This window comes from Shewanella aquimarina, from assembly GCF_023349185.1.
GTDB lineage: Bacteria > Pseudomonadota > Gammaproteobacteria > Enterobacterales > Shewanellaceae > Shewanella > Shewanella aquimarina.
In genome coordinates this window covers 368,165-390,597 of the sequence record NZ_JAKIKY010000002.1, presented here as the reverse complement: position 1 = coordinate 390,597, position 22,433 = coordinate 368,165, and the positions used below count along the sequence as shown (strand labels likewise).

General features: G+C 52.6%; 18 protein-coding genes. 10 read left to right on the top strand and 8 right to left on the bottom strand.

Features of this window, described 5'->3' with window-relative positions:
- Positions 1-225 precede the first annotated feature (225 nt).
- Together L2731_RS03845 and L2731_RS03840 are read left to right on the top strand one after the other, a co-directional pair.
- Positions 226-1,314 carry a GGDEF domain-containing protein gene (locus L2731_RS03845; RefSeq protein WP_249251913.1) on the top strand — a complete coding sequence of 363 codons (1,089 nt, stop codon included), beginning with the start codon at positions 226-228 and terminating at the stop codon, positions 1,312-1,314.
- Positions 1,315-1,418: 104 nt separating this feature from the next.
- On the top strand, positions 1,419-3,089 hold the full coding sequence (locus L2731_RS03840; RefSeq protein WP_249251912.1) for an amidohydrolase: 1,671 nt from the start codon (positions 1,419-1,421) through the stop codon (positions 3,087-3,089).
- A gap of 102 nt (positions 3,090-3,191) precedes the next feature.
- Here the strand turns inward: L2731_RS03840 and L2731_RS03835 are convergent, their stop codons facing one another.
- Both L2731_RS03835 and L2731_RS03830 read right to left on the bottom strand, forming a co-directional pair.
- Positions 3,192-4,694: a hypothetical protein gene (locus L2731_RS03835; RefSeq protein ID WP_249251910.1), complete on the bottom strand. Its 1,503-nt coding sequence runs from the start codon at positions 4,692-4,694 to the stop codon at positions 3,192-3,194.
- Positions 4,694-6,346 (bottom strand): hypothetical protein, encoded by a 1,653-nt coding sequence (locus tag L2731_RS03830; RefSeq protein WP_249251908.1) that lies wholly within the window; start codon positions 6,344-6,346, stop codon positions 4,694-4,696. The genes L2731_RS03835 and L2731_RS03830 overlap by 1 nt, the downstream gene beginning before the upstream one ends.
- Before the next feature lie 325 nt (positions 6,347-6,671).
- Here L2731_RS03830 and L2731_RS03825 point away from each other — a divergent pair, with 325 nt between their 5' ends.
- Together L2731_RS03825 and L2731_RS03820 are read left to right on the top strand one after the other, a co-directional pair.
- A complete protein-coding gene (locus L2731_RS03825; protein ID WP_249251906.1) occupies positions 6,672-6,974 on the top strand; it encodes a DUF1840 domain-containing protein in 303 nt (100 codons plus the stop codon).
- 615 nt (positions 6,975-7,589) lie between these two features.
- Positions 7,590-9,035 carry a phospholipase D-like domain-containing protein gene (locus L2731_RS03820; RefSeq protein ID WP_041508624.1) on the top strand — a complete coding sequence of 482 codons (1,446 nt, stop codon included), beginning with the start codon at positions 7,590-7,592 and terminating at the stop codon, positions 9,033-9,035.
- A 76-nt stretch (positions 9,036-9,111) separates the two neighbouring features.
- Here L2731_RS03820 and L2731_RS03815 read toward each other — a convergent pair whose 3' ends face one another.
- A complete protein-coding gene (locus tag L2731_RS03815; RefSeq protein WP_239852160.1) occupies positions 9,112-9,582 on the bottom strand; it encodes a cupin domain-containing protein in 471 nt (156 codons plus the stop codon).
- Positions 9,583-9,895: 313 nt separating this feature from the next.
- Here L2731_RS03815 and L2731_RS03810 point away from each other — a divergent pair, with 313 nt between their 5' ends.
- A complete protein-coding gene (locus L2731_RS03810) occupies positions 9,896-11,971 on the top strand; it encodes a M13 family metallopeptidase (RefSeq protein ID WP_249251904.1) in 2,076 nt (691 codons plus the stop codon).
- Positions 11,972-12,139: 168 nt separating this feature from the next.
- Here L2731_RS03810 and L2731_RS03805 read toward each other — a convergent pair whose 3' ends face one another.
- The gene (locus L2731_RS03805; protein ID WP_239853209.1) at positions 12,140-12,385 is read right to left on the bottom strand and encodes a hypothetical protein; all 246 of its coding nucleotides are present in this window, start codon (positions 12,383-12,385) and stop codon (positions 12,140-12,142) included.
- 218 nt (positions 12,386-12,603) lie between these two features.
- Between L2731_RS03805 and L2731_RS03800 the strand changes: the two genes are divergently transcribed.
- The 4 genes from L2731_RS03800 to L2731_RS03785 all read left to right on the top strand — a co-directional run bounded on the left by L2731_RS03800 (position 12,604) and on the right by L2731_RS03785 (position 16,012).
- Positions 12,604-13,356, top strand: a complete 753-nt coding sequence (locus L2731_RS03800; RefSeq protein ID WP_249251903.1) for a sporulation protein — start codon at positions 12,604-12,606, stop codon at positions 13,354-13,356.
- Between the two features lie 190 nt (positions 13,357-13,546).
- Positions 13,547-14,152: a DsbA family protein gene (locus L2731_RS03795; protein WP_249251902.1), complete on the top strand. Its 606-nt coding sequence runs from the start codon at positions 13,547-13,549 to the stop codon at positions 14,150-14,152.
- A 25-nt stretch (positions 14,153-14,177) separates the two neighbouring features.
- Entirely contained in the window at positions 14,178-15,371 is a 1,194-nt protein-coding gene (locus tag L2731_RS03790) for a trypsin-like serine peptidase (RefSeq protein WP_249251901.1), read from the top strand.
- Between the two features lie 155 nt (positions 15,372-15,526).
- On the top strand, positions 15,527-16,012 hold the full coding sequence (locus L2731_RS03785; protein WP_249251900.1) for a hypothetical protein: 486 nt from the start codon (positions 15,527-15,529) through the stop codon (positions 16,010-16,012).
- A gap of 148 nt (positions 16,013-16,160) precedes the next feature.
- Here L2731_RS03785 and L2731_RS03780 read toward each other — a convergent pair whose 3' ends face one another.
- From L2731_RS03780 to L2731_RS03770, 3 genes are all read right to left on the bottom strand, one after another.
- On the bottom strand, positions 16,161-18,347 hold the full coding sequence (locus L2731_RS03780) for an OsmC domain/YcaO domain-containing protein (RefSeq protein WP_239852171.1): 2,187 nt from the start codon (positions 18,345-18,347) through the stop codon (positions 16,161-16,163).
- A gap of 178 nt (positions 18,348-18,525) precedes the next feature.
- Entirely contained in the window at positions 18,526-20,094 is a 1,569-nt protein-coding gene (locus tag L2731_RS03775) for a sensor domain-containing diguanylate cyclase (protein ID WP_249251899.1), read from the bottom strand.
- Between the two features lie 217 nt (positions 20,095-20,311).
- Complete coding sequence (locus L2731_RS03770; RefSeq protein ID WP_239853211.1) at positions 20,312-20,545, bottom strand: hypothetical protein; 234 nt, start codon at positions 20,543-20,545, stop codon at positions 20,312-20,314.
- Positions 20,546-20,893: 348 nt separating this feature from the next.
- Between L2731_RS03770 and L2731_RS03765 the strand changes: the two genes are divergently transcribed.
- Positions 20,894-21,796, top strand: a complete 903-nt coding sequence (locus tag L2731_RS03765) for a substrate-binding periplasmic protein (protein WP_239852173.1) — start codon at positions 20,894-20,896, stop codon at positions 21,794-21,796.
- On the opposite strand, the gene L2731_RS03760 is transcribed toward L2731_RS03765, so the two are convergent.
- Complete coding sequence (locus tag L2731_RS03760; RefSeq protein ID WP_249251898.1) at positions 21,783-22,352, bottom strand: SOS response-associated peptidase; 570 nt, start codon at positions 22,350-22,352, stop codon at positions 21,783-21,785. The two genes, L2731_RS03765 and L2731_RS03760, sit on opposite strands and share 14 nt — an antisense overlap.
- Positions 22,353-22,433 lie beyond the last annotated feature (81 nt).

The window sequence follows — 22,433 nt, the reverse complement described above, 5'->3', positions numbered from 1 at the left end:
TCCCTCTTTAAAACCCTTTCTACCCGCTGCGTGCCAAATGCCCTTGGGTCAACCGCTTCCCCTTTGCGATCACCCTAACACAGCCCCAAACATGGCGTCATCGTACCTTAGCCAGAGAGGGTCGGACTCTCCGAATACCAAGGTACTTGAAACCACCGCATAAGCCACTGTCAATCTACTTAATTTTGGGTAATAATTCTCAAACGCAGAGAGGAAAGGGACATCATGCTCAAGTATTGGTACAAAGACTTTGCCCAATATCCACCAGGCCACAGAGACTATTGGCGAACCCGCTTGATCGGCCATACCCTGCTGCTCAGCAGCAGCTTCTTCCTGGTGCTCACCCTGCTCAACATCTTCTATTTCGAGAGCTATGAGTACGCCACCCTGGACGCCAGCGGCTTCGTACTCTCACTATCGATTCTGGCCTTCTTCAACCACACAGCTAACGTCAACCTCGCCTCCTGGGCGGTGACCCTGATGGTCACCGGATTGATCCTCCTGTTCGTCGCCTCTGTGGGCGGCTATGCCCACTCTCTCTATTGGGCCACCCTGATCCCGCCATTCGCCTTCTTCCTCCTAGGTAGGCAGCGAGGCAGCCTGGTCTCTCTAATCGCCTTCGGGGTTTGCGCCTATATTGTCTATGGCCAGATCCAGGAGGCCAAGCCCGTCACCTTCGGCATGGGCGCCCTGTTCAATGTTATCGAAGTATCCATTGCCCATATCTTGCTGTTTCGCTTCTACGAGGGCACCCGCTCCTCGGCCTATCGTCAGCTGGGTGAGCGCAACGCCAAGATCCAGAAACTGGCGGAGACCGACAAGCTCACCGGTCTCTACAACAGAGAGAAGCTCGACATCACGCTGGAGGAGCATGTGCTGCTGAGCCATCACCGACAGACCCCCTTTAGCCTGCTGATTCTGGATGTGGATTACTTCAAGCAGATTAACGATGCCCACGGTCACCTGACCGGCGATCGCGTGCTGATCCAACTGGCCGACAGCCTCAGGAGCCTCTGCCGTGAGGGGGATTTTCTGGCCCGCTGGGGCGGCGAAGAGTTCGTGATCTTACTGCCCGATACCTCACTCTCAATCTGTGTCGCCGTTGCCGAACAGCTACGCCAGGATATCGCCGCACAGAAGTTTGATGGCCAATCTCTCACCATCAGCCTAGGCGCCGCCCAGCTCAAAGAAGATGACACCATCAAGACCCTGGTCAACCGCGCCGATAACGCCCTCTATCAGGCCAAACACACGGGGCGCAATCGGGTCGTGGCCGAAGCCGAAAGCCCCCACATCCGCGCCGTTAACGACTAAAGATTAACAACCGCAATACAGACTTGCCACTACCTATGGCTAGTTTGCCAGCGACGCTTAAACTGCTAGTATGAAACCAATACAACCTATAAAAAACCAATAATATGAATACCCTAACTCAAGTAAGCCTCGCCGTTGGCCTGCTGCTTTCCGCCAGTGCTCTGGCACAAACCACCCTAATCCACAACCTCAAGGGCTACACCCTGGAACAGGGCAAGCTAACCCAGTTTAGCGCCATCGCCTTTAGTGGTGACAAGATAGATATGATCTATCAGCAGTTGCCAAGCGAGCTGCAAACTCAATCCCCTCAAGTTCGGATGATCGATGCCAAGGGGCAGACCATGCTACCCGGGCTCATCGATGCCCATGGACACGTGCTCGGCTGGGGACTCAACCTTATCCGCGTCGATCTCAAGGGCAGCGAGTCTGAACAGGCGGCCGTAGAGAGAGTTCAGGCCTTTAGAAAGCAAAACCCGGATCTTAACTGGATCCTGGGCCGAGGCTGGAACCAGGTGCTCTGGCCAGAAAAAAGCTTTCCCACGGCCAAGACACTCGATAAGGCCTTTCCCGACACGCCCGTGTGGCTGAGACGGGTCGATGGCCATGCCGGCTGGGCCAACAGCGCCGCCATGAAGCTAGCGGGCATCAATGCCGACACCCAGGCCCCAAGCGGCGGCGAGATCGCCCGCGACGATAAGGGACAACCCAGCGGCGTGTTTATCGATAATGCCATGGCGCTGATAGAACAGAAAATCCCGCCACTGACCCAGGCTGAGCAGGCCCGCGTACTGCGTTCGGCCATGGCCGACCTTGCCCGTTTAGGCCTCACCAGCGTGCACGATGCCGGTGTCGGCCACGATACCCTGGCCGCCTACCGTGAACTCGCCGATGAGCAGCAGATGCCGATCCGCATCTACGCCATGGTCGCCGCCGACGACAGCCAGTTCGACCAGACGCTGGCCAATGGCCCCTATCACCACCCTGGCAGCATGCTGGATATCAGCAGCGTGAAGATCTCCGCCGATGGCGCCCTGGGTAGTCGCGGCGCCGCTCTGCTGCAGGACTACTCGGATCTCCACGGCCACAAGGGACTGCTGCTCTACAAGGAAGATGAGCTGAAGGCCTTGATGCTAAAGTCGATGCAGGCGGGATTTCAGGTGAACACCCATGCCATAGGTGATCGCGCCAACAAGCTGGTGCTGGATGATTACCAGAGTCTGATCGCCAAGACCCACACCAAGCCGCTGAGGCATAGGGTGGAGCATGCGCAGATACTGCAGCTGAGCGATATTCCCAGGTTTGCCGAGCTTGGGGTGATCGCCTCCATGCAGGCAACCCACGCCACCAGCGACATGAACATGGCCGAAGACAGGGTCGGCCCGCAGCGGATCAAGGGCGCCTACGCCTGGCGCAAGCTGTTAGACAGCGGCGCGGTGATCGCCGCGGGTTCAGACTTTCCCATCGAGTCGGCCAACCCCTTCTTTGGTCTGCACGCCTCTATCACCCGCCAGGATCATGCTAACCGCCCAGAGCTAGGCTGGTATCCCGGCGAGAGGATGAGCCTCACCGAGGCGCTAAACAGCTTTACCCATGACGCCGCCTACGCCGCCCATCAGGAAACCATGATAGGCGAGCTCAGACCCGGCATGAAGGCCGACTTCATCCTGCTTGAGAACGACCCCTTCACCATGGACCCGCAGCAGCTATGGCAAACTCAGGTGAACCAGACCTGGGTCAATGGCCACAAGGTATTCGATATCAAGGATACCCAGTAACGATAAGCCCTTTGCTAGATGGATATAAGCCCACTAGCAAGACGTAGCAATAAGCCCGGTTTAACGACCGGGCTTTTTTAGGGCGCCTAGACTAATGAGATATTAGCTGGCCAACATGGCGCGATACTCGCTGTCCAGATAGGCATCCACCGCCTCGGCATCGATATGGCCGGCGTTATACCAGGCATACATCTCCTTAAGCGCCAGGTGACCGAAACGGCTCCAGCCCACCAGGTTAGTGCGCAGCAGAAACTGCACCATATCCCCACCGGAGCGTAGCGCCGCTTCGCCACCATCGATCAGACACATGCTGCCGTGAGCCACCAACAGCATCCGCCTAAGCTCGGGATTGCTAGCCAGGGGAACACACTCAGACCAGGGCTTTTGATGGTAACAGCGCTGTTTCACCGTCCAGCCAAGACGGGTGATCAACTCGGTCACCAGCACGGGCACACAGAGGCCCAGCCCATGGCGCAGATCATAGCCTTGCTCGAACACCTTAGTGCAGACCACGGCAAAGCTCTGCCTATGCTGACCAAACTCGCCGACGTCCATAAACTGCAACAGGTTATAGAATGGAATGGGGATCCCCGAGCCTCGGCCATAATCGGGGCGGTTTCTGTCTATCCCCGACGAGCCGGACACGTCGGACATCAGGTGCCCAAACCAGTTGGCCACGCCACAGAAGATCTTGGCGATGAAGTTATGTCCCTGTAGCTCAGCCTCCGCCGAGATGGTCACCAGCTTACCCTCGCTGACGAAGCTGGCACTCTGGGTAAACTGATTGATGATGGAGAAGAACAGCCCCACCAGGCAGGGACTGTGGGCCAGACTCTTGAGGTGGTGGTTCTTGGTACTCATGTGCTTGACTGCGCCAGCGGTGCCGTTAGGACCGAAGGAGGTGGCCTGATCATAGTTCACCTCAAACAGCCCCTCGAGATAGCTGATAGCACTGGAGGTCTGATTACCTCGCCCTCCCTGCCAGCCGTTGAAGCGGGCAAAGTTTTCCACCGCCTTTTCCACCAGCTTGTCGGCGCCCCTGGTCAACTGGCTCTCTTTGGGCGTACCACCGAAGGCGAGATCGATGAGACCACCAATCACACCTGCCGAACCCGCGATGAGATAGTCATACTTATCACACTGGGCCCCCTTGAGCGAAAACTCCTCGGCGATCCGCTTCTCCAGCGCCACGCGCTGACTCAGGGTCATCAGCCGGCGGTATGGGTCGCTGCTAAGATCTATCCCCTGCTGCTCGGCGTAGTGCTCCACCGAGGCGATGTAAGCTTGCCAGCTCATCTGCTCGTTGAAGTCCAAGCTGGCTAAAGGCGATAGCGCCCCGATGCCTAAGGTGATCTCCTCCTGAGTTACCTCACAGTAACGGCTCACCTCGGAAGAGATGGCGATCTCCTCATCGAAGGCGATGCCACAGCTGTCCAGAATCGACTGCATATCCTCCAGCATGTTATCCAGCGCCGCATCGTTTTGCGCTTGATGCTGATGCAGCGCCGACAGGGCGGCGTCCAGCTCGGCCATGCGCTGCTCCGACGCCTCGAGCTGCTGCTGCTGGGCTAACAGGGCGGCCGCTTGCTGATCACGGCTCGCCATCAGGAGAAGATCCCTGACAGCTTCCCCTTAATCACATCGGCCGCCTTAAAATAGCCAATGGCATCGAACACGGTGGCCAGTTTATCCAGCTCACGGGTCGGGATGTCCGGCTTGATCTTAAGCACTATGACATTAACCGACTCATCCCCCCGCTGAACCTCCTCTTCCACCTCCTGGTAGTATCCCATCACCAGGGCGTAGAACTGTTTCTTCAGCGGCTCCTGAGTCAGCGACTTCAACTTGGCCTCGTCCAGCTTGATAGGACAGCGCAACTTGATGCAGGAGTTTTGCATGATACCCGACTTCCTGCTCAGCACATCGGCGGCCCCCGTCAGCGATGTCATCATCTTCATCAGCTTCTGCACCTTGGCATCTTGAATACCATAGCTGGCCACCGCCTGATTAAACTTGTCGGTGATATAGTTGAGGTCGTTGATGAGCAGCGACAGTGTCGCCTGGGTCTGCTTAATCACCTCATTGAGCATCAGCTCCCGGCGCTTGGTCTTATCCAGCTCGTTGGCACCGGTGAAGTGCTTGATCCCCTTATAGGCACCGACGCCCAGCAATACAGCAACGCCTATGCCGGTTGCCATGCTGGAGAAGCCCAGTGCGCCACCCAGCCCCAGGGCGGCAAGCCCGGAGGTCATGCCCGCCGCCGAGAGCCCCACCACGGAGCCCGACAGATAGACGGCGGCCAGCGGCACACCGACCGCGCCGGCCTTGGCCGATAACTCCTTCATGCCACGCTTCAGGGCGTCATCGGTAAAGTCTTCCCTGAGCATGTTGAAGTCGTTCTTAATCGCCATCAGCGCCAGCTCCACCTCATCGTCGGACACACCAAACAGTGCTTGATGCTCGTCGAGGAAGGCGAAGTTTTCATAGGACCCATCGTTGACGCTCATGTAGGTACTGATAAGGTCTTTCACCAGAGAGATCTTCACCGCCTTGTTGTGGCTGGGTACGCACTCGGCGTCAATGATGGCCAGCAGATCAACCAGGGGAACTTGATTGTGCTCGCTGGACAGATAGCTGCGCAGCTCGAAGCGAGACTCGGTGGTCAGCTCCAGCCGGGTCATCAGCATCAGAATCTCGGAAAACTCCTTCTTATCCACCTCACCATCGTCGGCAAAAGCCATGTTGGCGATCACTTTGACATAGGCAACCTTTAGCGCCTCAGACATCTCCGCCAGGGTGACTATCTGATTCTCCTCCTCAAAGCTGTCGCACTCGGTCACCGCGCGATTGAGGATCTCGGCCAGCAGCCGGTAGTCGCAATCGATTAGGCCGTCTATGGTGTTACGTGAGCCATCCTTTCTCAGGAGCTCGACAACGACCTCCTTCTTCTCCTTACCCTTATCGTTTGTCGAAACGTATTCGACATAATCCACCTTCTCGATATCGCTATAGGGGAAGATCATTGGTTCATCGAACATAGGCTTAAACACCAGGTGTTCCCCGGTAAAGGCCAGGCCATCCTTAGCGCTGCCGAACAAGGTGTTGTCATAGATGGCGATGATGGTATTGACCCTGTCCGTCAGCCCCATAGACTTGGCCGCGTTGTTGAGCTTTTTCTCTGGGATCCCAGGAGCGACGAAGACATTCTTGCTGACGCTGCCTATGTTTTCTTTGATGAAGGTATTGATCTCTTGCATCTTGCTTCCTTGTGAATTGCCCGGGAAGAGACGGCGAAACAAGGGTCCTTCCCATGGCCAAATGCGCGATTGATGAGCGCCGAAATGAGTGTTGCTATTTATAGCATGTCCCATTACAGGCAAATGAAACCGAGGTCACAATCTCATCGAATGAAATTTAACAAAACGTTTAATAGACAATAGGTTATAATTTGATCTACGGGATATACAAGTGTGAATTGTTGCCCGCTGGCGAAGCAATATTCCGCCGCCGTTAGCGGCGTAAACGGCACAGCAACAGAGGGGAGACGCCCACCTTGCAGGGCATTCATCAAGGAGTCGCGCAATGTTAGTCACCTTTAAAACCAAGCACTATGCCAATATCACCCTGTTTGGCGATGTGGCACAGACCTTCCTAAAGATACTCGGCCACAGCACTTCGGTGCCCGGTGCAATACGCGCCGAAGATGTGCCCGCCGCCCTCACCCGTCTGCAACAGGCGGTGGCGAACGCTCCAACCGAGGCGCCTCAGACGGCAGAAGATGAGGATGAAAAGGGTCCCTTCGTGAGCCTGAGACAGAGGGCGCTTCCCCTTATCGAGCTATTCGAGTCGGCAGTTAAAAACAATGACAACGTAATGTGGGAATAAGAAAAACAGCGCTTAAATGGGTCTATTAATATCACTTAATCGGCCCATTTTATACTTTCTACCATATTCAAAAGCTTTCCTCTTCCACCTTAATATTATGACTTATTTATATTCAGAAACACCCAAAAAAAAATACCCCATACCAACCCGCCTGTTTTTAATACAAGCCAATTAACAGTTAATTAACAACCAGGCGTTACGCAAATAAAACTGAAGCATTAAAAACATAAGCAAATAATATTAACCAGTTATAACTCACTTGCTCTAATCGCTAAAAACTCAGAATCCCCCAAGAGCAATAACAAGCCCAGCCTACTGTTTTCAAAGCAAAACAATCGCAACGGAATGATTAGTCACTTTCGCTGACTAATTGCGCAACTCTTATTCAAAGCGCCGCATAACTAACAGAAAATATGAACATTTTAAAAGGTACAAATTTTGAGACATTTGTATAACTTTTGTTAAATAACATCTACTAAATGTCACAATAGACTGTTAGTATGCTGTCGAGTTTTTAAACTAAGGATGGTTAAATGTAGCTAAAACCTACAATGAAATTTGGATTCAGATTACTCATTTTCGATTTACACTTTTATTATAAAAATAAGGTAAAACATGAAAATTAATAAACTGAATATGGGGTTGTTGTTATCGCTAGTTTCAGCAATGAGCTATGCCGATGATGTTGAAGTTTACTTTAATCACGTGGTCAATCCACCCGCCGTTCAAGCCAACCTTGAACAGAAAATTATCGAGCTTATCGATTCCGCCAATAGCACCTTGTATATGGCAATCTATGATCTCGACCTGCCCGGCATCGCCAATGCCATGGTGGCCGCCAAGCAACGCGGCGTCGATGTAAAGTTTGTCACCGACGAAGACAATATCGCCGGTGAAAATGACCAGGCCATCGCCATCTTAAACCAAGGCGGCGTGCCCTGGATCGACGATACCGAGAACGGTAGCGCAGGCTCCAAGATCCAACACAACAAGTTCATCGTGGTCGATGGCAAGAAGGTACTCACAGGTAGCACCAACTTTAGCCAGTCTGGCGTCCACGGCGATCTGGATGCCCAGGGTAACCTGATCAGCGAAGGCAATGATAACCATATCGTTATCATCGACTCCAACCAGCTGGCCAGCGTCTACACCCACCAGTTCAACCTGATGTGGGGCGACGGTCAGGGCGGTGCTAAAGACTCTCTCTTTGGCCTGGGCAAGCCCGACCACCAGCTCGAAACTGTCTACACCAACAACGACAATATCCGCATCGATGTACAATTCACGCCCCAATCGCCAAGCGTCTATGTGGGTTCGACCCTGTACAACATGCAGCAATACATTCGCAACGCTCAGTATCGCATTCATCTGGCGCAATTTGTTATCAGCGCCCAGGATGTCGCCGATGAGATGGAGCTAAGACACGATGCGGGCGTCGAGGTGCAAGGTTTGGGCGACGCCTCCTTCTTCTCGCGCTACTACTCTGAGTTCCAGGATATGTTAGGCATTGAAAAGCCTAATACCTCGGGCGAGATCGAGGTAGACAGCTACACTGGCGCCGCCAACAACATCTGGGAAAATCCCGCCGACGTACGCGTAGCCAAGCTAAACGGTGGCGACAAGTTCCATCATAAGTACATGATTATCGACGATCTAGTACTAACCGGCTCCCACAACATCAGTGGCGCCGCGGCCTTTGGTAACGACGAAAACATCGTGGTGATCCACGACAGTGAAACCGCCGCCGAGTTTGAGGGACACTTCAGCTACACCTATTGCGTGGCTGGCAACGGCGCAGACTGCGCTAAGCCCGCCTATCAGGAAGGCACCTGGGAAGGGGTCTTCTTCAGCGCAAGCGAAGTCGGTACAGTGCTGGATATCGTCAACAACGCGACTCTGACCGAGCTGGATATTGACGCGGCCATGAACAAGACCGCCGCCAACAATATCATCGCGGCAAGACCGATCGCCGACATGGACACCCTGGCTGCCGTGCCTTACGTGGGTAACGCCGCCATGGTGGATCTGAAGGACTATATTGCCCAGTGGCTGAGCAAGTAGTCACTCGCTAGGTGAGATAAGGCGCGGCCCGCTTGGGTCGCGCCTTTTTTATTCAATCACAAAACAGCCCACAGGATTAGCGGGTCAGACGCTCGATGATCGCCCTATGCTGGGGATAGGCATTCAGCAGGGTCTGGCGGTCGAACAGCTCGAAATCCTCGAAGGTAAATCCTGGCGATACCATGCAGCCCACCAGTGAGAACCCCGGATTGTTCATCGCAGAGCCGAAGATACAGCCCTTAGGCACCAGAAATTGTGGTCGTTGACCGGCGGCAATATCTAGCCCCAGCTGAGCCGTGGTCAACTCGCCCGCCTCGTCGATCATATAGATCGTCAACGGCTCACCGCCATGGAAATACCACATCTCGTCGGCGGTCAATCGATGAAAGTGAGACACCTCACCGGTACGCAGCAGGAAGTAAATACTGGTCCATAGCTGGCGCTTGTCATCGAAGGCCTCCTGTGCCCGGTAGGAGGAACAGTAATAGCCCCCTTCGACATGCTGTTCTAACTCAAGCTCCTTAATGAAATAATCCGCGCCCTGCATAACAACTCCTTACTCTCGTTACTCTCAATACCCTAACTATCCAAACCTAACGCCACGCTATCGCTGCGGGCGTCTCTTTACACTAACCTATCTTGCCATCTAAGGCTGTGACCCACGCCAAGGCACACTCTCGTAGACACTCAGACCTAACAGGGCAATGACACCCTATGTCGCCCAACCAGCCATTAAGCTATGTATTTTTTTATTACAATTGTCTCGCTGATAAGCGTTTTAACTTTGTTGTTCAGCTTGGTAAGCTCTATGGCCATAGCTTTAAAATCAAAAAAATAACTCAGTGAGGAAGAGAGCACCAATGAAAAAGTCCCTAATCGCTATTGCCTTAACCACAGCAGTTCTAGGTGGCTGCAGCAACCAAGATAGCCGTTCTAACAATGCAGCTTCATCAGAAGTGAGCATTCCATCTCAGACAAAAGCCGAATTAGGCAGCTTTGGTGTCGATCTCACGGCCCGTAACCTAAATGTTAAACCGGGCGATGATTTCTTCATGTATGCCAGTGGAACTTGGTATGACAACTTCATTATGCCAGCAGATAAAACCCGCTTTGGCGCCTTTAATGCCTTGGCAGAGCGCAGTGAAACTCAGGTAAAAGAGATCATCGATGATATCGCCAGTCGTAAAGACCTCAATGCAGAAGAGCAGCTTATTGCTAACTTCTACAAGGCTTACATGGATATCGATACCATCAACAAACTGGGGATCACTCCGGTTCAGCCAACCTTAGATCAAATTTCCGCTATTAAGTCTACCGATGATCTCACTAAAGTCTTTGGTAATGCTTGGTTAGAGGGCATTAGCGCGCCTATTGGTGGTGGCATGTGGTTTAACCGCCTCAATCCTGATCAGTATGAGATGTCTATCGGTGCCGGTGGCCTGGGTCTTCCGGATCGCTCTTACTATTTGGAAGACAGTGAACGTTTCGTCAAGATTCGTGATGCTTACTTAGCCCACATCACCAAAATGCTTGAATTTGCTGGTATTAAAGATGCAGCCCCTCGGGCTGAGGCCATCTTAGCATTAGAAACCAAAATCGCTGAAGGCCATTGGCCACGAGAAAAGCGTCGTAACCGCGACCTCACCTTAAATCAGATTAAGCGCGATCAACTCAGCACTGAGTACCCAGGTTTTAACTGGGACATCTATTTCGCCGAGACAGGTTATAAAGTTCCTCAGCTCAACATCTCTCAACCTGAACCTATTAAGGCGATGATCGAGCTGATCAACAAGGAAGCATTAACGGTTTGGCAGGATTACCTGACTTTCCACGCCGTCAGTGATAATGCCGAACTCTTATCAGATGAGATCTACACCACTTATTTCGACTTCTACGGCAAGACATTAAGCGGACAGCAAGAGCCGCGCCCACGATGGAAACGCGCTGTTGAGCAGATGTCTGGTACCCAGTCATTAGGCTTTGCCATAGGTAAGGTATACGTCAAACGTTACTTCCCTGAATCATCCAAGCAGCAGATGGCTGAGTTGGTGAAAAACCTGCGCACCGCCTTGGGACAGCGTATCGACGGCTTAGATTGGATGGGTGAAGAAACCAAAGTCAATGCTCATGCAAAACTAGCCTCTTTCAACCCTAAAATTGGTTACCCCGATGTTTGGCAGGAGTTTGATGGCCTGACCATCAGCAACAATGACTTAGTGGGTAACATTAAGAATCTAAGAACCTTCTTCCGCGAAGATAGCATCGCCAAAGAGCTGCAAAAAACTGACCGCAACCGTTGGGGCATGACACCACAGCGCGTTAATGCTTACTACAACAGCTCGTTTAACGAAATTGTGTTCCCGGCGGCCATTCTACAACCACCATTTTTCGACCCTAATGCCGATCCAGCCGTTAACTATGGTGGTATCGGCGCCGTGATAGGCCACGAAATGGGACATGGATTCGATGATCAGGGGTCAAAGTCTGACGCTAACGGTATTCAACGTAACTGGTGGACAGATGCCGATCGCGCTGCATTTGAAACCAAAGCCGATCAGCTAGCCGCCCAGTACAGCAAGTATGAGCCCATCGAAGGCAACTTCGTTAATGGCCGTAACAGCCTAGGGGAAAACATAGGTGATGTGGGTGGTCTGGCGATGGCTTATCACGCCTACAAGCTGAGTCTTAATGGTAAAGAAGCTCCCGTTATCGACGGTCTGACAGGCGATCAACGTTTCTTCTTAGCTTGGGCACAGGTTTGGAAAGAGAAGCGTACCGAGCAGAGCATGCTTAACCAGCTTCGCGGCGGAACCCATGCTCCAGGACGTTACCGTGCACTTGCACCACGTAACCACGATGCCTGGTACAAGGCGTTCGATGTTCAACCGGGTGATGCCCTGTACCTGCCTGAAGATCAACGAGTGAAGATCTGGTAAACCGATAAAAATGCCTGTGATTTTGGTTAGGTATCTCAATCGATACCTAAACAAGGCATTAGGTTTCACCTCTTGACTTTAATCCCCTAATACTCATTTAGAGTTAAGGGAACCATATAATTAAGCCCGCGGTATCATGCCGCGGGCTTAATTTTTTATATCAACTGCTTAGTGGCGCGAGACGCCATGACGCACCATCTCTTTACCCTGCTCGAATACTTCATCCGTTATCCAGCGGGCATGCAGGAGTTTATGGTTCTTGTCGAACACCGCCACAAAATGGCGGCCATCGGCGTTATTGGTTGCCATGCCGACCCCTTCGACGCCTTCCAGTCCCAGACCACCGTTTTCCACCGCCAGCAGGAAGCTGGCAAGATCGTCCAGGTTATCAATTACAGTCTTATCATCACTCATGACTTTGCTTCTCATCTTCATGCCCGTAAACGGGACTTAATCAATGTCGCGTACTCTACCCTGAGTAAGTCAAGATGTGAACCTTGTTGGCGTCATAGCCCTCAGGCGCTCAGGCGCTCAGGCTTGAGGCGTTGAAAATGCCGTTACACACTGTCAGTTGCAGCGCAAAACAGACAATGTTAGGGTCTGCGCGACTGATAAACCTTCAAGGAAAGAAAATGTTAAAGAAAATCTTAGCCAGTGTCGGCATAGGCAAGGCCAGCGTCGATACCATTTTGCTCGATGAGCAACTGCGCGCCGGAGAGCCGTTTCGCATCGAGGTAGTGATCACAGGCGGTGAAGTGGAACAGGAACTCAACGGTCTGGAGTTTGCCATCATGGCCGAAGCCAAGGCGGAAAAAAGCGTTGGCGACGACGAGATAAAATACAACAAGAGCCTAGTACTGCAGAGCTGGAAGCCCATGCTGAAGCAGACCATAGCCCCGGGTGAGACCATTACGCGCCAGTTTAATCTCAACCTGCATCCAGAGACGCCGGCCACCCGCCTCTTTGGCCAGCGCATCGGCAAAGTCTGGCTACAGACAGGCCTGGATATCAAGAACGGCATCGACGGCAGCGATAAAGACCCACTGACCATCTTACCCTCACCCACCCAACTTGCGGTGCTAGAGCTTATCGAGCAGGCGGGCTATCGCCTCTACAAGACAGATATCGAGGCGGGCTATATCCATGCTCGCGAGTTCGCCTCACACCTGCCCTGCTATCAAGAGTATGAGTTTAAGCCCGAGTCACACTCCTTCTTCGGTGCCAGGGAGCTGGAAGTCAGCTTCGTCGACAACGGCGAGGAGACAGGTGTACTGATTGAGGTAGATCGCGCCTTCTTAGGCGACGGCTATCGCAGCATCGCCATCCCTAACGAATTGGACTCCGTAGAGGCGGTTCGTCCCTATGTGGAAGAACTGCTTTCATAATTGCGAGCGAATATGGCGGTCGTGGTAACTCATCAAGCACGATCGCCGTAACAAGAGTCGCCGTAACAAGAGTCGCCGTAACAAGAGTCGCCATAACCAGAGCCACCACAGCACTCAATAAGCTGTTATCAATTCAATGCCTATGCACCATGATAGTATGCATACTATTTCGACAGAGAATCGGCCCGATATGAATAAGCTGTATTATGTTTACGACCCCATGTGCTCCTGGTGCTGGGGGTTCAAGCCCACCTGGGCAAAAATCGAGCAGGCGCTATCGGGCGAGATTGAGATAGTTTATCTGCTTGGCGGGCTCGCGCCAGATAGCGACCAACCTATGCCGATAGCTATGCAGCAGCAGATCGCCGCGTATTGGCGCAGAATCGAGGCCCTGCTAGGCACAGAGTTTAATCATGAGTTTTGGGCGCTCAACACGCCAAGGCGAGCAACCTACCCCGCCTGCAGGGCCATACTGGCCGCCCGCGCTCAACAAGCCGAAGCCGAGATGCTAACCGCCATACAAGAGGCCTACTATCTTAAGGCGCGTAACCCGAGTGACGATGCGTTATTGATCGACTTAGCCAAAAACCTGGGGCTGGATGCGGCCAAATTCAACGCCGACTTGCGCCATGAAGCGACCCAGCAAACCCTATTGGACGAAATCCAATTTGCACGCTCCATTGGTGGCAATAGCTTCCCCTCCCTGTTTGTGCAAAGCCCTGCTGGCATCACGCCAATCACCATAGATTACCAGCATGCCGACACCTGTATTGAGCAGATAAAACATGCCCGATAGTGCTAATTAAAGAGAACAACATAAAATGGACTTTATCCCCAAGACACTGCTTTTACTGGCTGTATTGATAACATCTCACTGTCATGCATTTGAGTTTTCTGACCAAGACTCGCGCGTACAGGTCACGCAAATCGGTCAGATAGTGCCAGCCGAAAGTGTCGGCAATTTGGTGGTCATCAAAAACCGACTGACCACAGACACCCGCTCCCTCTGCACGGCTATTCTGATCGCTGAGCAATACTTAATGACTTCTGCCCATTGCGTATTCGACCACTTGGGTGCAACCCCAGCCATGAGTGTTGAATTTTTTCCTCAATTCCTCGGTGAGGGGCAACAAAAACGCTCTAGGGTATTTATCGAGGAGGGGTGGATACACAAGCAGTACATCAAGGAGGACTACAAGGAGGTTCAACAGTTTCCCAATGGCTTGGTATCACTGAATCGTAATACTCACACTAGCGATCTCGCTATCTTAAAAGTCATTAATCCTAATACAGGACAAGGGCTTGGTAAGCGCTTTGGCTATGTGAAGCCAATAGGTGAAAGCGCAATTTCCACTGAGGCCCATCATCTTCCCGTGAGCCTGTTGAGCTACCCCTCGGATAAAGCAGAACACACACTTTGGTATCAAGATTGTGAGCTAAAGAAAACAAGCTCACTCATAGGTCAATCCAATTGCCGTGTCGCCCCTGGCGCAAGTGGTGCGGGCATAATGATGAAAGATCCTAAAACCAGGAGGAATAGATTAATCGGGGTCTTATCAAGCGCCAAAGAGAACGGTCATATTAGTGAAGCGGTACTCTTTTCAAATGAGGTGATTCAAGACATAGAGCAAATCATCGCTCGGCATCCCGATAAGGTCACTCAGTTTGAGCAAGTGGCATTCAAAACCACGAAGAAAGTCTATATCCATATCGAAAACCGCTGCGATAGAGAGATCATTGCTCAGGCCTATCATCAACCCGAGGGCAGGGATGATTGGGGAGTCATAAAACGTACCATTCCGATAAATAGATCAGCCCTATTTAATGCCATAAACAGTCGAACCTGGTACAGCAATATTCGCGATAAGAATAACACTCCCTACAACGTCGGTAGAGATAAGGCATTCTTGATCGATGGAGAAACTTACTTTTTTAAACAACGTGCCGTCCCATACCTCAACGACAATGGCGGCTTATTCTATGGTGACTATTTCCTTAGAGTGCATTGTTTGTAAGCCAAAACCTATTAAGGATACATTTGCAATGTTCTCGACGCTGGCACCTAATCGATAAATCGCGTAAAATATCGCCGCCTAATCATAGGCCAAGTATCTGATCACAAACGCCCTTAGCAAGGAAATGGCTAAGGTTAACCACTTAAGGACGAGTCATGGATCCTATCTCCCAGCTATTTGCCGCCTATCTGGAAATGGTCAGCAGCAACATTGTCGCCAGCTATGAAGATGCCGCCAATACCCGTGTCGTCAGCCAGCGCCTGGTGTATGAAGACACGGCCATCGGCTTTCAGCATCAGCTGTGGCGAATCCGAGATAACAGCGTCTGCGCCGACATCAAACAGGATGTCACCCAATATGCCTACTGCACCCGCAAGGCCAAGCACATGTTCACCAGTCTGTGTCAGCAGCTCTCGGGGCGTGACGATCTCAATCAACACGGCAGGCGCCTGTCGACCATGTACTGTAACGCCTCCCTCAGCTTTAAACCTATGATCGCCCACATAGGCGAGCCAAGCCTGCGCAGCGAGCAGCAACGGGCGCAGAAGCGTTGTAATGAGTTGATCCTCAAGGCGATGCAAAACAAGAGCCCAGAGGTGCAACAACAAAAGGCAGCCGCCTGCGCCAAGGCTAACGGCTAACGGCTAACGGCTAACGGCTAACCGCTAGGCTCGGCTAACCGACACCCAAAAGCGAGGACCAAACAGCAAGCACAAAAAAGCGAGCACCAAGGCTCGCTTTTTAACTCGCTATCTGTAACTCACTATCTGTAACGCACAGTATTAAAGATTAAAGGCCGGCTTTAATTTTGCGGGCCTGATGCAGCTTCTTGTAGCTCTCGATGAGACGCAGGTGCGGCTCTATCCCTTCCAGCGCCATGCTGGTCTCGGTAAGGCCTGAGAAGCGCACCTCGCCATTTACCGAACCTACCACCTGAGCCATCACCTCTTCACCAAACATGCGAGTAAAGTTAAGGATAAAGTCTTCAAGCTCAAGCTCTTCATCCAGAGTCACCTCGAGTACCGCGCTCATCGCCTGGTAGAAGAGGCCGCGCTGAACCGTGTTGTCGTTGAACTGCAGGAAGTCCTCCACCAGCTCCAGCGCCTCTTCGTGTGCGCCCAACGCCAGATAGATAAGGATCTTCAGCTCGATAATGGTCAGCTGTCCCCAGACGGTGTTTTCGTCGAACACGATACCGATTAGAGTGCGGATATCCGTGTAGTTATCCAGCTGACTCTCTTCCAGACGATTGACCAGTTCGGCAAGCTCATCATCGCTCAGCCTGTGCAGGTTGAGGATATCTTCACGATAGTCCAGCGCCTTGTTGGTGTTGTCCCAGATGAGGTCGTCCACCGGATAAACCTCAGAGTAATCTGGCACCAGGATACGACAGGCCGACGCCCCCAGCTCTTCAAACTCGGCGATATAGACCTCCTTACCCAGGGTTTCCAGAATGCCGAACAGCCCCTTGGCCTCCTCCTCGTTGCTGCCGGAGAAGTCCCACTCGCAGAACTTATAATCCGCCTTATTGCTGAAGAAGCGCCAGGAGATCACCCCGGTCGAGTCGATGAAGTGCTCGACGAAGTTTTCCGGCTCGCTCACCGCCATGCTGTTGAAGGTTGGCTTAGGCACATCGTTGAGCCCCTCGAAGCTGCGGCCCTGCAAAAGCTCGGTCAGGCTACGTTCCAATGCCACCTCGAAGCTTGGGTGCGCGCCGAAAGAGGCGAACACGCCGCCCGTCTTAGGGTTCATCAGGGTCACACACATCACGGGGAACTGACCACCAAGGGAGGCATCTCTCACCACCACGGGGAAGCCTTGCTCCTCAAGCCCCTTGATACCGGCCAATATACTGGGGTACTTCTCCAGCACAGACATGGGCACATCCGGCAGCACTATCTCCTGCTCGATGATCTGACGCTTCACCGCGCGCTCGAAGATCTCCGACAGACACTGCACCTCGGCCTCCTGCAGGTTGTTGCCCGCACTCATGCCGTTGCTTAAAAACAGATTCTCGATCAGGTTCGAGGGGAAATAGACTGTCTCACCGTCCGAGCGACGCTTGTAAGGAATGGTGCAGATGCCGCGCTCGATATTGCCCGAGTTAGTGTCGATCAGGTGTGAGCCGCACAGCTCGCCATCTGGGTTATAGATGGCCAGGCTGTAATCGTCCAGCATGCCTTCAGGCAGCGAGTCGTCATCGGTCAGGGCAAACCACTTCTCGTTCGGGTAGTGAACAAAATCACTATTGGCGATATCCAGGCCGAAGAACTGATCGTTGTAGAAGAAGTTACAGTTCAGACGCTCGATAAACTCACCCAGGGCCGAGCAGAGCGCACTCTCCTTGCTCGCTCCCTTACCATTGGTGAAGCACATAGGCGAGGCCGCATCACGGATATGCAGCGACCAGACGTTAGGCACTATGTTACGCCAGGAGGAGATCTCTATCTTCATCCCCAGATCGGCTAAGAGGCCAGTCATGTTGGCGATGGTCTGCTCCAGCGGCAGATCTTTACCCAAAATATAGGTGCTGGTGTCACCATCTGGCTGGCCCATCAACATGGCGTTAGCATCGGCGTCTAAGTTTTCCACCGTCTCAATCTTAAACTCGGGGCCAGTCTGCACCACCTTCTTAACCGTACAACGGTCGATGGAGCGCAGGATCCCTTCGCGATCTTTGTCCGAGATGTCGTCGGGCAGCTCTACCTGGATCTGGAAGATCTGATTGTAGCGATCCTCAGGGTCGACAATATTGTTCTGCGACAGGCGGATGTTGTCGGTGGGAATATCACGGGCCTTGCAGTAGACCTTAACGAAATAGGCGGCGCACAGGGCAGACGATGCCAGGAAGTAATCAAAGGGGCTAGGCGCCGAGCCATCACCCTTGTAACGGATCGGCTGATCGGCGGTAACGGTAAAGTCGTCGAACTTGGCTTCGAGTCTAAGGTTATCGAGAAAATTAACTTTGATTTCCATGGGGTGCTTTCCACTGCGCTGCAACGCCCTGAGGCCCAACAGGCTATTTTTGAGAATGAAACAATTGAGGGGAATTATCGGTGTTTTTACCCCATTAGTCTTGGGTTAATTACCGAAAAAGGCCAAATGGCCGGAATTAATGCCAAAGGCGGCGCCTAAGCGCCGCCTTTGGGCCCATCTAGGGCATCTGCTGATTCTTCTGTCCCATCTTGTGTTCATACATCAGGCTGTCGGCACGCTCTATGATGCTGTCCACATCGTCGGTCTCGTGCAGCAGCTGAGTGCAGCCGAAGCTCAGGCTCCAGGCCTTACCCGTCTTGCCAAGCCCCATCACGCCATAGGCGGCCTGAATTCGCTCCATGATATCGTTGGCACATCTGCCGTCACAGTCCACAAAGACGATCAGAAACTCATCTCCGCCGATACGTGCGGCAAAGTCACCATTGCGGATCGACATGTTGATCACCTCGGCCACGCCCCTGAGCAGATCGTCTCCCGCCTCATGACCATGCAGATCATTGGTCCTCTTCAGATCGTTCACATCGATAAAGCTCACCGCCAGATCGGACTTTTGGCGTCGGCTTTGGCTGATATTCTTGCCCAGATACTCTATGATGGCGCTGCGATTATACAGGCCTGTCAGGGCATCGTGACGGGCATCGAAGGTCAGCTGGCTAAACAGACGCTGCTGCTCGACCTGAGCGCTGGCCAGCTTATAGGCCAGGAAGACAAACATGGGTGACACCAACAAGAAGGCGATCAGCGCGCTGTTGTTGAGATTCTGCTGGGTGGCCTGAATCTTACTCTCGGGCACAAACATAACCAGATAGGCGCTCTCCTTATTCACTATGGTAAACAGTGAATCTGGCGCCAGCTGAAAGCGGCTGAAATAATACTCGCCATCGTCCGTCACCACCTTGCCAAGCTCCGCCTGTTGCATCTTGCGCCAGGCCACTGGGTGGTCATCACCAAACTTAAGCTGCTCACGCTCGGGGAACATGAAGCGCCACTCCTTATCGGCTTGATCTGCCATAAGGTAGAAGCCTTTACCGTTAAGCAGATAGGCCTTGTCATGTTCATGCACATTCAGCGCTTCGATGATCTGCAACAGGTCTTTACCCTGATAGTTGATCACTCCTGCACCGATAAAATCCCCGGCCGGGCCATAGATAGGCGTGGCGAAACGTATGGTGGGCTTAAAGGGTAGCTCCACCTCGCCATGCTCGACATTGAGATCGAAGGGCGAGGCATAGATCTCCTGCGGCCTGAGTCCGGCAAGCTCGCGGAAATAATACCTGTCCGCCTTATTCTGCAGCGCCTCGTCCGGCACCAGATAAAGGCTGTCGTCCCGTAGTTGATCGATGCGGATCACCTCATCGCCCTCATCATTGAGTAGGCGGATCTGATCGTAATGCTTGTATAGGTTACCGATCTGGAACATCAGCGAGGTAAGATAACGCTTGGCCTGAGGCTCTTTATCTTGCAGGGTCGAGATAGCCAGCTCACTATGGGCATAGTAGGCCAAGTCCGTTCCCACGATATTCAGCTCGGCGAGTAGGCTTGCCTGCATGTTGCCAAGCTCGGCATATTGGCGCATCTCCCGCTGTTTGGCGATATTGTTGCTGGACGTCAGGTAGACAATCGCCAACACGGCAGACAGAAACAAGAGGAGCAACAAGGAATAGAGCATGCTCTTCTTGTACTTAGCGGAGGTCAGGTTAGCCTCCTGATGATCGTCTCTATACATAATAGCGATACGTTAATACTCATCCAGATTAAACAAGAAGGCCTGCTCGGCAGGCCTATTTGAGCCTAGTATAAATTACCTTGCCTTTCAAAACCTTAACCTTGTGTTAAAAACTGAGTTTTAATTCAACATTTGGTAACTATAGATAAGAATCGACCGATAGCTGGCCATGGTTCAAAGTGCACTCATGCTGATATCAAGGTAATACTAATCCGACTCAATCGTCCTGCCTGTCGGCCTCGCGCTTAACCAGGATAAAGGTGAGATACATCTTGGTGGGTAGCGAGAGCACCATGCCGAAGGCCACACAGACGGCGCTGATGATAATGCCCGTCACCCCCATGGCCTCCATGGTGTCACTAAAGTTATGCAGATAGATCCCGAGCGCGATCAGGCAAAGCCCGATAAAGATACAGGTCTTTAACAGGCGAATAAGCTTGGCATCCGTCAGTTCTCCCATAGTGGCCTCATCCCCATACCTGCAGCGCAAAGCATTAAACCTAACTAATATACTAAGCACTCATAGGCGCCATATTGACCAGGATCATAAGAAAGCCTCTGAGCCCCAGCTAAAGGCTCTGGCTGGAAGAAGCTAAATGCAAAGACTAGGCTTACAGAGGCGGCTCACCCTTTGCGCAGGTTCTAAATTGATGGCATTGAATCACACGAGCACCAGTAACCACAGTGATTAACCAAGCGTCCGACAACCTGGCAGGCCATAGTTCGAACAGAAAGTAGTACGAACAGAAGTAGTACGAACAATAGTAGTCTGAATAAAAACAGTGCGAACAAAATTAGCGTGAACAGAAAAATACTCTTACTCATATTGCTGTTAACCTCGCCTTGGCAAGCCTGGGCGCAAGCCGACGCCTCCCTATGTCCAACGCCGTTAAACGTCGGTTTCAACGACTGGGCCCCCTACTCCTGGACAGCTCCACAGGGCGAAGTACTAGGCCTGGATGTCGAGATGCTCTCCTTGATCGCCCGGCAGCTGGGTTGTCGCCTCAACTTCATCAAGATGCCAGCCAAACGAGCCCACCAGATGTTACAAACCGGCATGCTAGACATCATAATGGGTGCCAGCTATACCGATGAAAGAGCCAACTACGCTTACTTTTCAAATAGCTATCGTAGTGAAGAGGTCAAACTCTTCGTGAAGGCGGAGAGAGCCGAACAGATAAACGTCGAAAAGTGGCAAGATATCTTTAGTCAACAGCTTAAACTATTGGCCCCCTTCTACGGCTGGTATGGCCCCGACTACCAGGCGTCTAAAGATACCCTGTCACATCAAGGCCTGCTGGTACTGAGCCCAAACACTAACCAATCGATCCAGATGCTGGCCTATGACAGAGGCGATATCCTGATCGGCGATGCCATGGCCCTGCCTTATACGGCCAATCAATCCCATGGCGTGGTGCTCTCGCCACTCAGTCTCTTGGTCGACAGCAACCAGATCCACTTCATGTTCAGTAAGCAGGTAAACCATTTGGCACTCGTCAGCGCCGTCAATCAGGCCATCGACATCCTCTCCCAGCAGGGGGCATTAGCCAAAGTGATGATGAAGTGGCAACAAACCTCGCTGGCACACACCCAGGAGCACACAGATAATCCTCCGGCCCAGCCAGAATCAAACCCGCGTCCCGATGGCGCATTAATCCCCCAGGCGCAGGAGATAGGCCTCACAGCCGCTAACAGCTGGTGATAGACAAGGGAATATCCGGCGAGCTCAGCAGTGCATCCAGCTCATGGGGTGCAGCGCCAAACCAGAAGTCCAGCGCCTGCGGCTCGACAAGCAGCGGCATACGGTGATGGTAGGGGGCGCAGCTGGCAATCGGCTTGGTGGTCAGGGTCACTAGGGCATGACCACCATCAAGCTGAGGATAGACTAGCCCCGCCATCAAGAGCGGTTGCCCGTCACGCCTCTGAAACAGATACTTCTGCTTAGCACTATTCGCCTGTTGCCACTCATACCAGCCGCTACAGGGCACCACTACCCTGTGATGAGCAAACGCCTGGGCGAAGGTAGGTTTCTCTCTAACCGTCTCGGCCTGCGCGTTGATCAGCAGGCGTTTGGCCCAATCGGGTTTTATCCCCCAACTGGCATCGACCTGGTTTAGGGCCATACCGTCGGATGCTAGGGTTGCCACCCGCTGGGTGGGTCTGAGATCCCTATTGGTCTCGCTGTGAAACTTAATCCCCAGCTGACCCGACACCCAGTCGCACAGGGGATCGCTAATCACATTGAGTCGGCCACACATGCTCTACTCCTTATTAGCTCTATTCCTTCTTAGCTCTATTCTTTCCGAGCTGCTTATTGTTTATTGAGCCAATGAGCCCAT

Coding starts and splice junctions, on each gene's coding strand:
- L2731_RS03835 (WP_249251910.1), bottom strand. CDS start 4,694: ATGGCGAGCCGTGATCAGCAAGCGGCCGCCCTGTTAGCCCAGCAGCAG.
- L2731_RS03760 (WP_249251898.1), bottom strand. CDS start 22,352: ATGTGTGGCCGACTCAATGTGATTAGCGATCCCCTGTGCGACTGGGTG.
- L2731_RS03780 (WP_239852171.1), bottom strand. CDS start 18,347: ATGGAAATCAAAGTTAATTTTCTCGATAACCTTAGACTCGAAGCCAAG.
- L2731_RS03775 (WP_249251899.1), bottom strand. CDS start 20,094: ATGTATAGAGACGATCATCAGGAGGCTAACCTGACCTCCGCTAAGTAC.
- L2731_RS03815 (WP_239852160.1), bottom strand. CDS start 9,582: ATGCAGGGCGCGGATTATTTCATTAAGGAGCTTGAGTTAGAACAGCAT.
- L2731_RS03845 (WP_249251913.1), top strand. CDS start 226: ATGCTCAAGTATTGGTACAAAGACTTTGCCCAATATCCACCAGGCCAC.
- L2731_RS03840 (WP_249251912.1), top strand. CDS start 1,419: ATGAATACCCTAACTCAAGTAAGCCTCGCCGTTGGCCTGCTGCTTTCC.
- L2731_RS03800 (WP_249251903.1), top strand. CDS start 12,604: ATGTTAAAGAAAATCTTAGCCAGTGTCGGCATAGGCAAGGCCAGCGTC.
- L2731_RS03810 (WP_249251904.1), top strand. CDS start 9,896: ATGAAAAAGTCCCTAATCGCTATTGCCTTAACCACAGCAGTTCTAGGT.
- L2731_RS03820 (WP_041508624.1), top strand. CDS start 7,590: ATGAAAATTAATAAACTGAATATGGGGTTGTTGTTATCGCTAGTTTCA.
- L2731_RS03830 (WP_249251908.1), bottom strand. CDS start 6,346: ATGCAAGAGATCAATACCTTCATCAAAGAAAACATAGGCAGCGTCAGC.
- L2731_RS03825 (WP_249251906.1), top strand. CDS start 6,672: ATGTTAGTCACCTTTAAAACCAAGCACTATGCCAATATCACCCTGTTT.
- L2731_RS03790 (WP_249251901.1), top strand. CDS start 14,178: ATGGACTTTATCCCCAAGACACTGCTTTTACTGGCTGTATTGATAACA.
- L2731_RS03805 (WP_239853209.1), bottom strand. CDS start 12,385: ATGAGTGATGATAAGACTGTAATTGATAACCTGGACGATCTTGCCAGC.
- L2731_RS03785 (WP_249251900.1), top strand. CDS start 15,527: ATGGATCCTATCTCCCAGCTATTTGCCGCCTATCTGGAAATGGTCAGC.
- L2731_RS03795 (WP_249251902.1), top strand. CDS start 13,547: ATGAATAAGCTGTATTATGTTTACGACCCCATGTGCTCCTGGTGCTGG.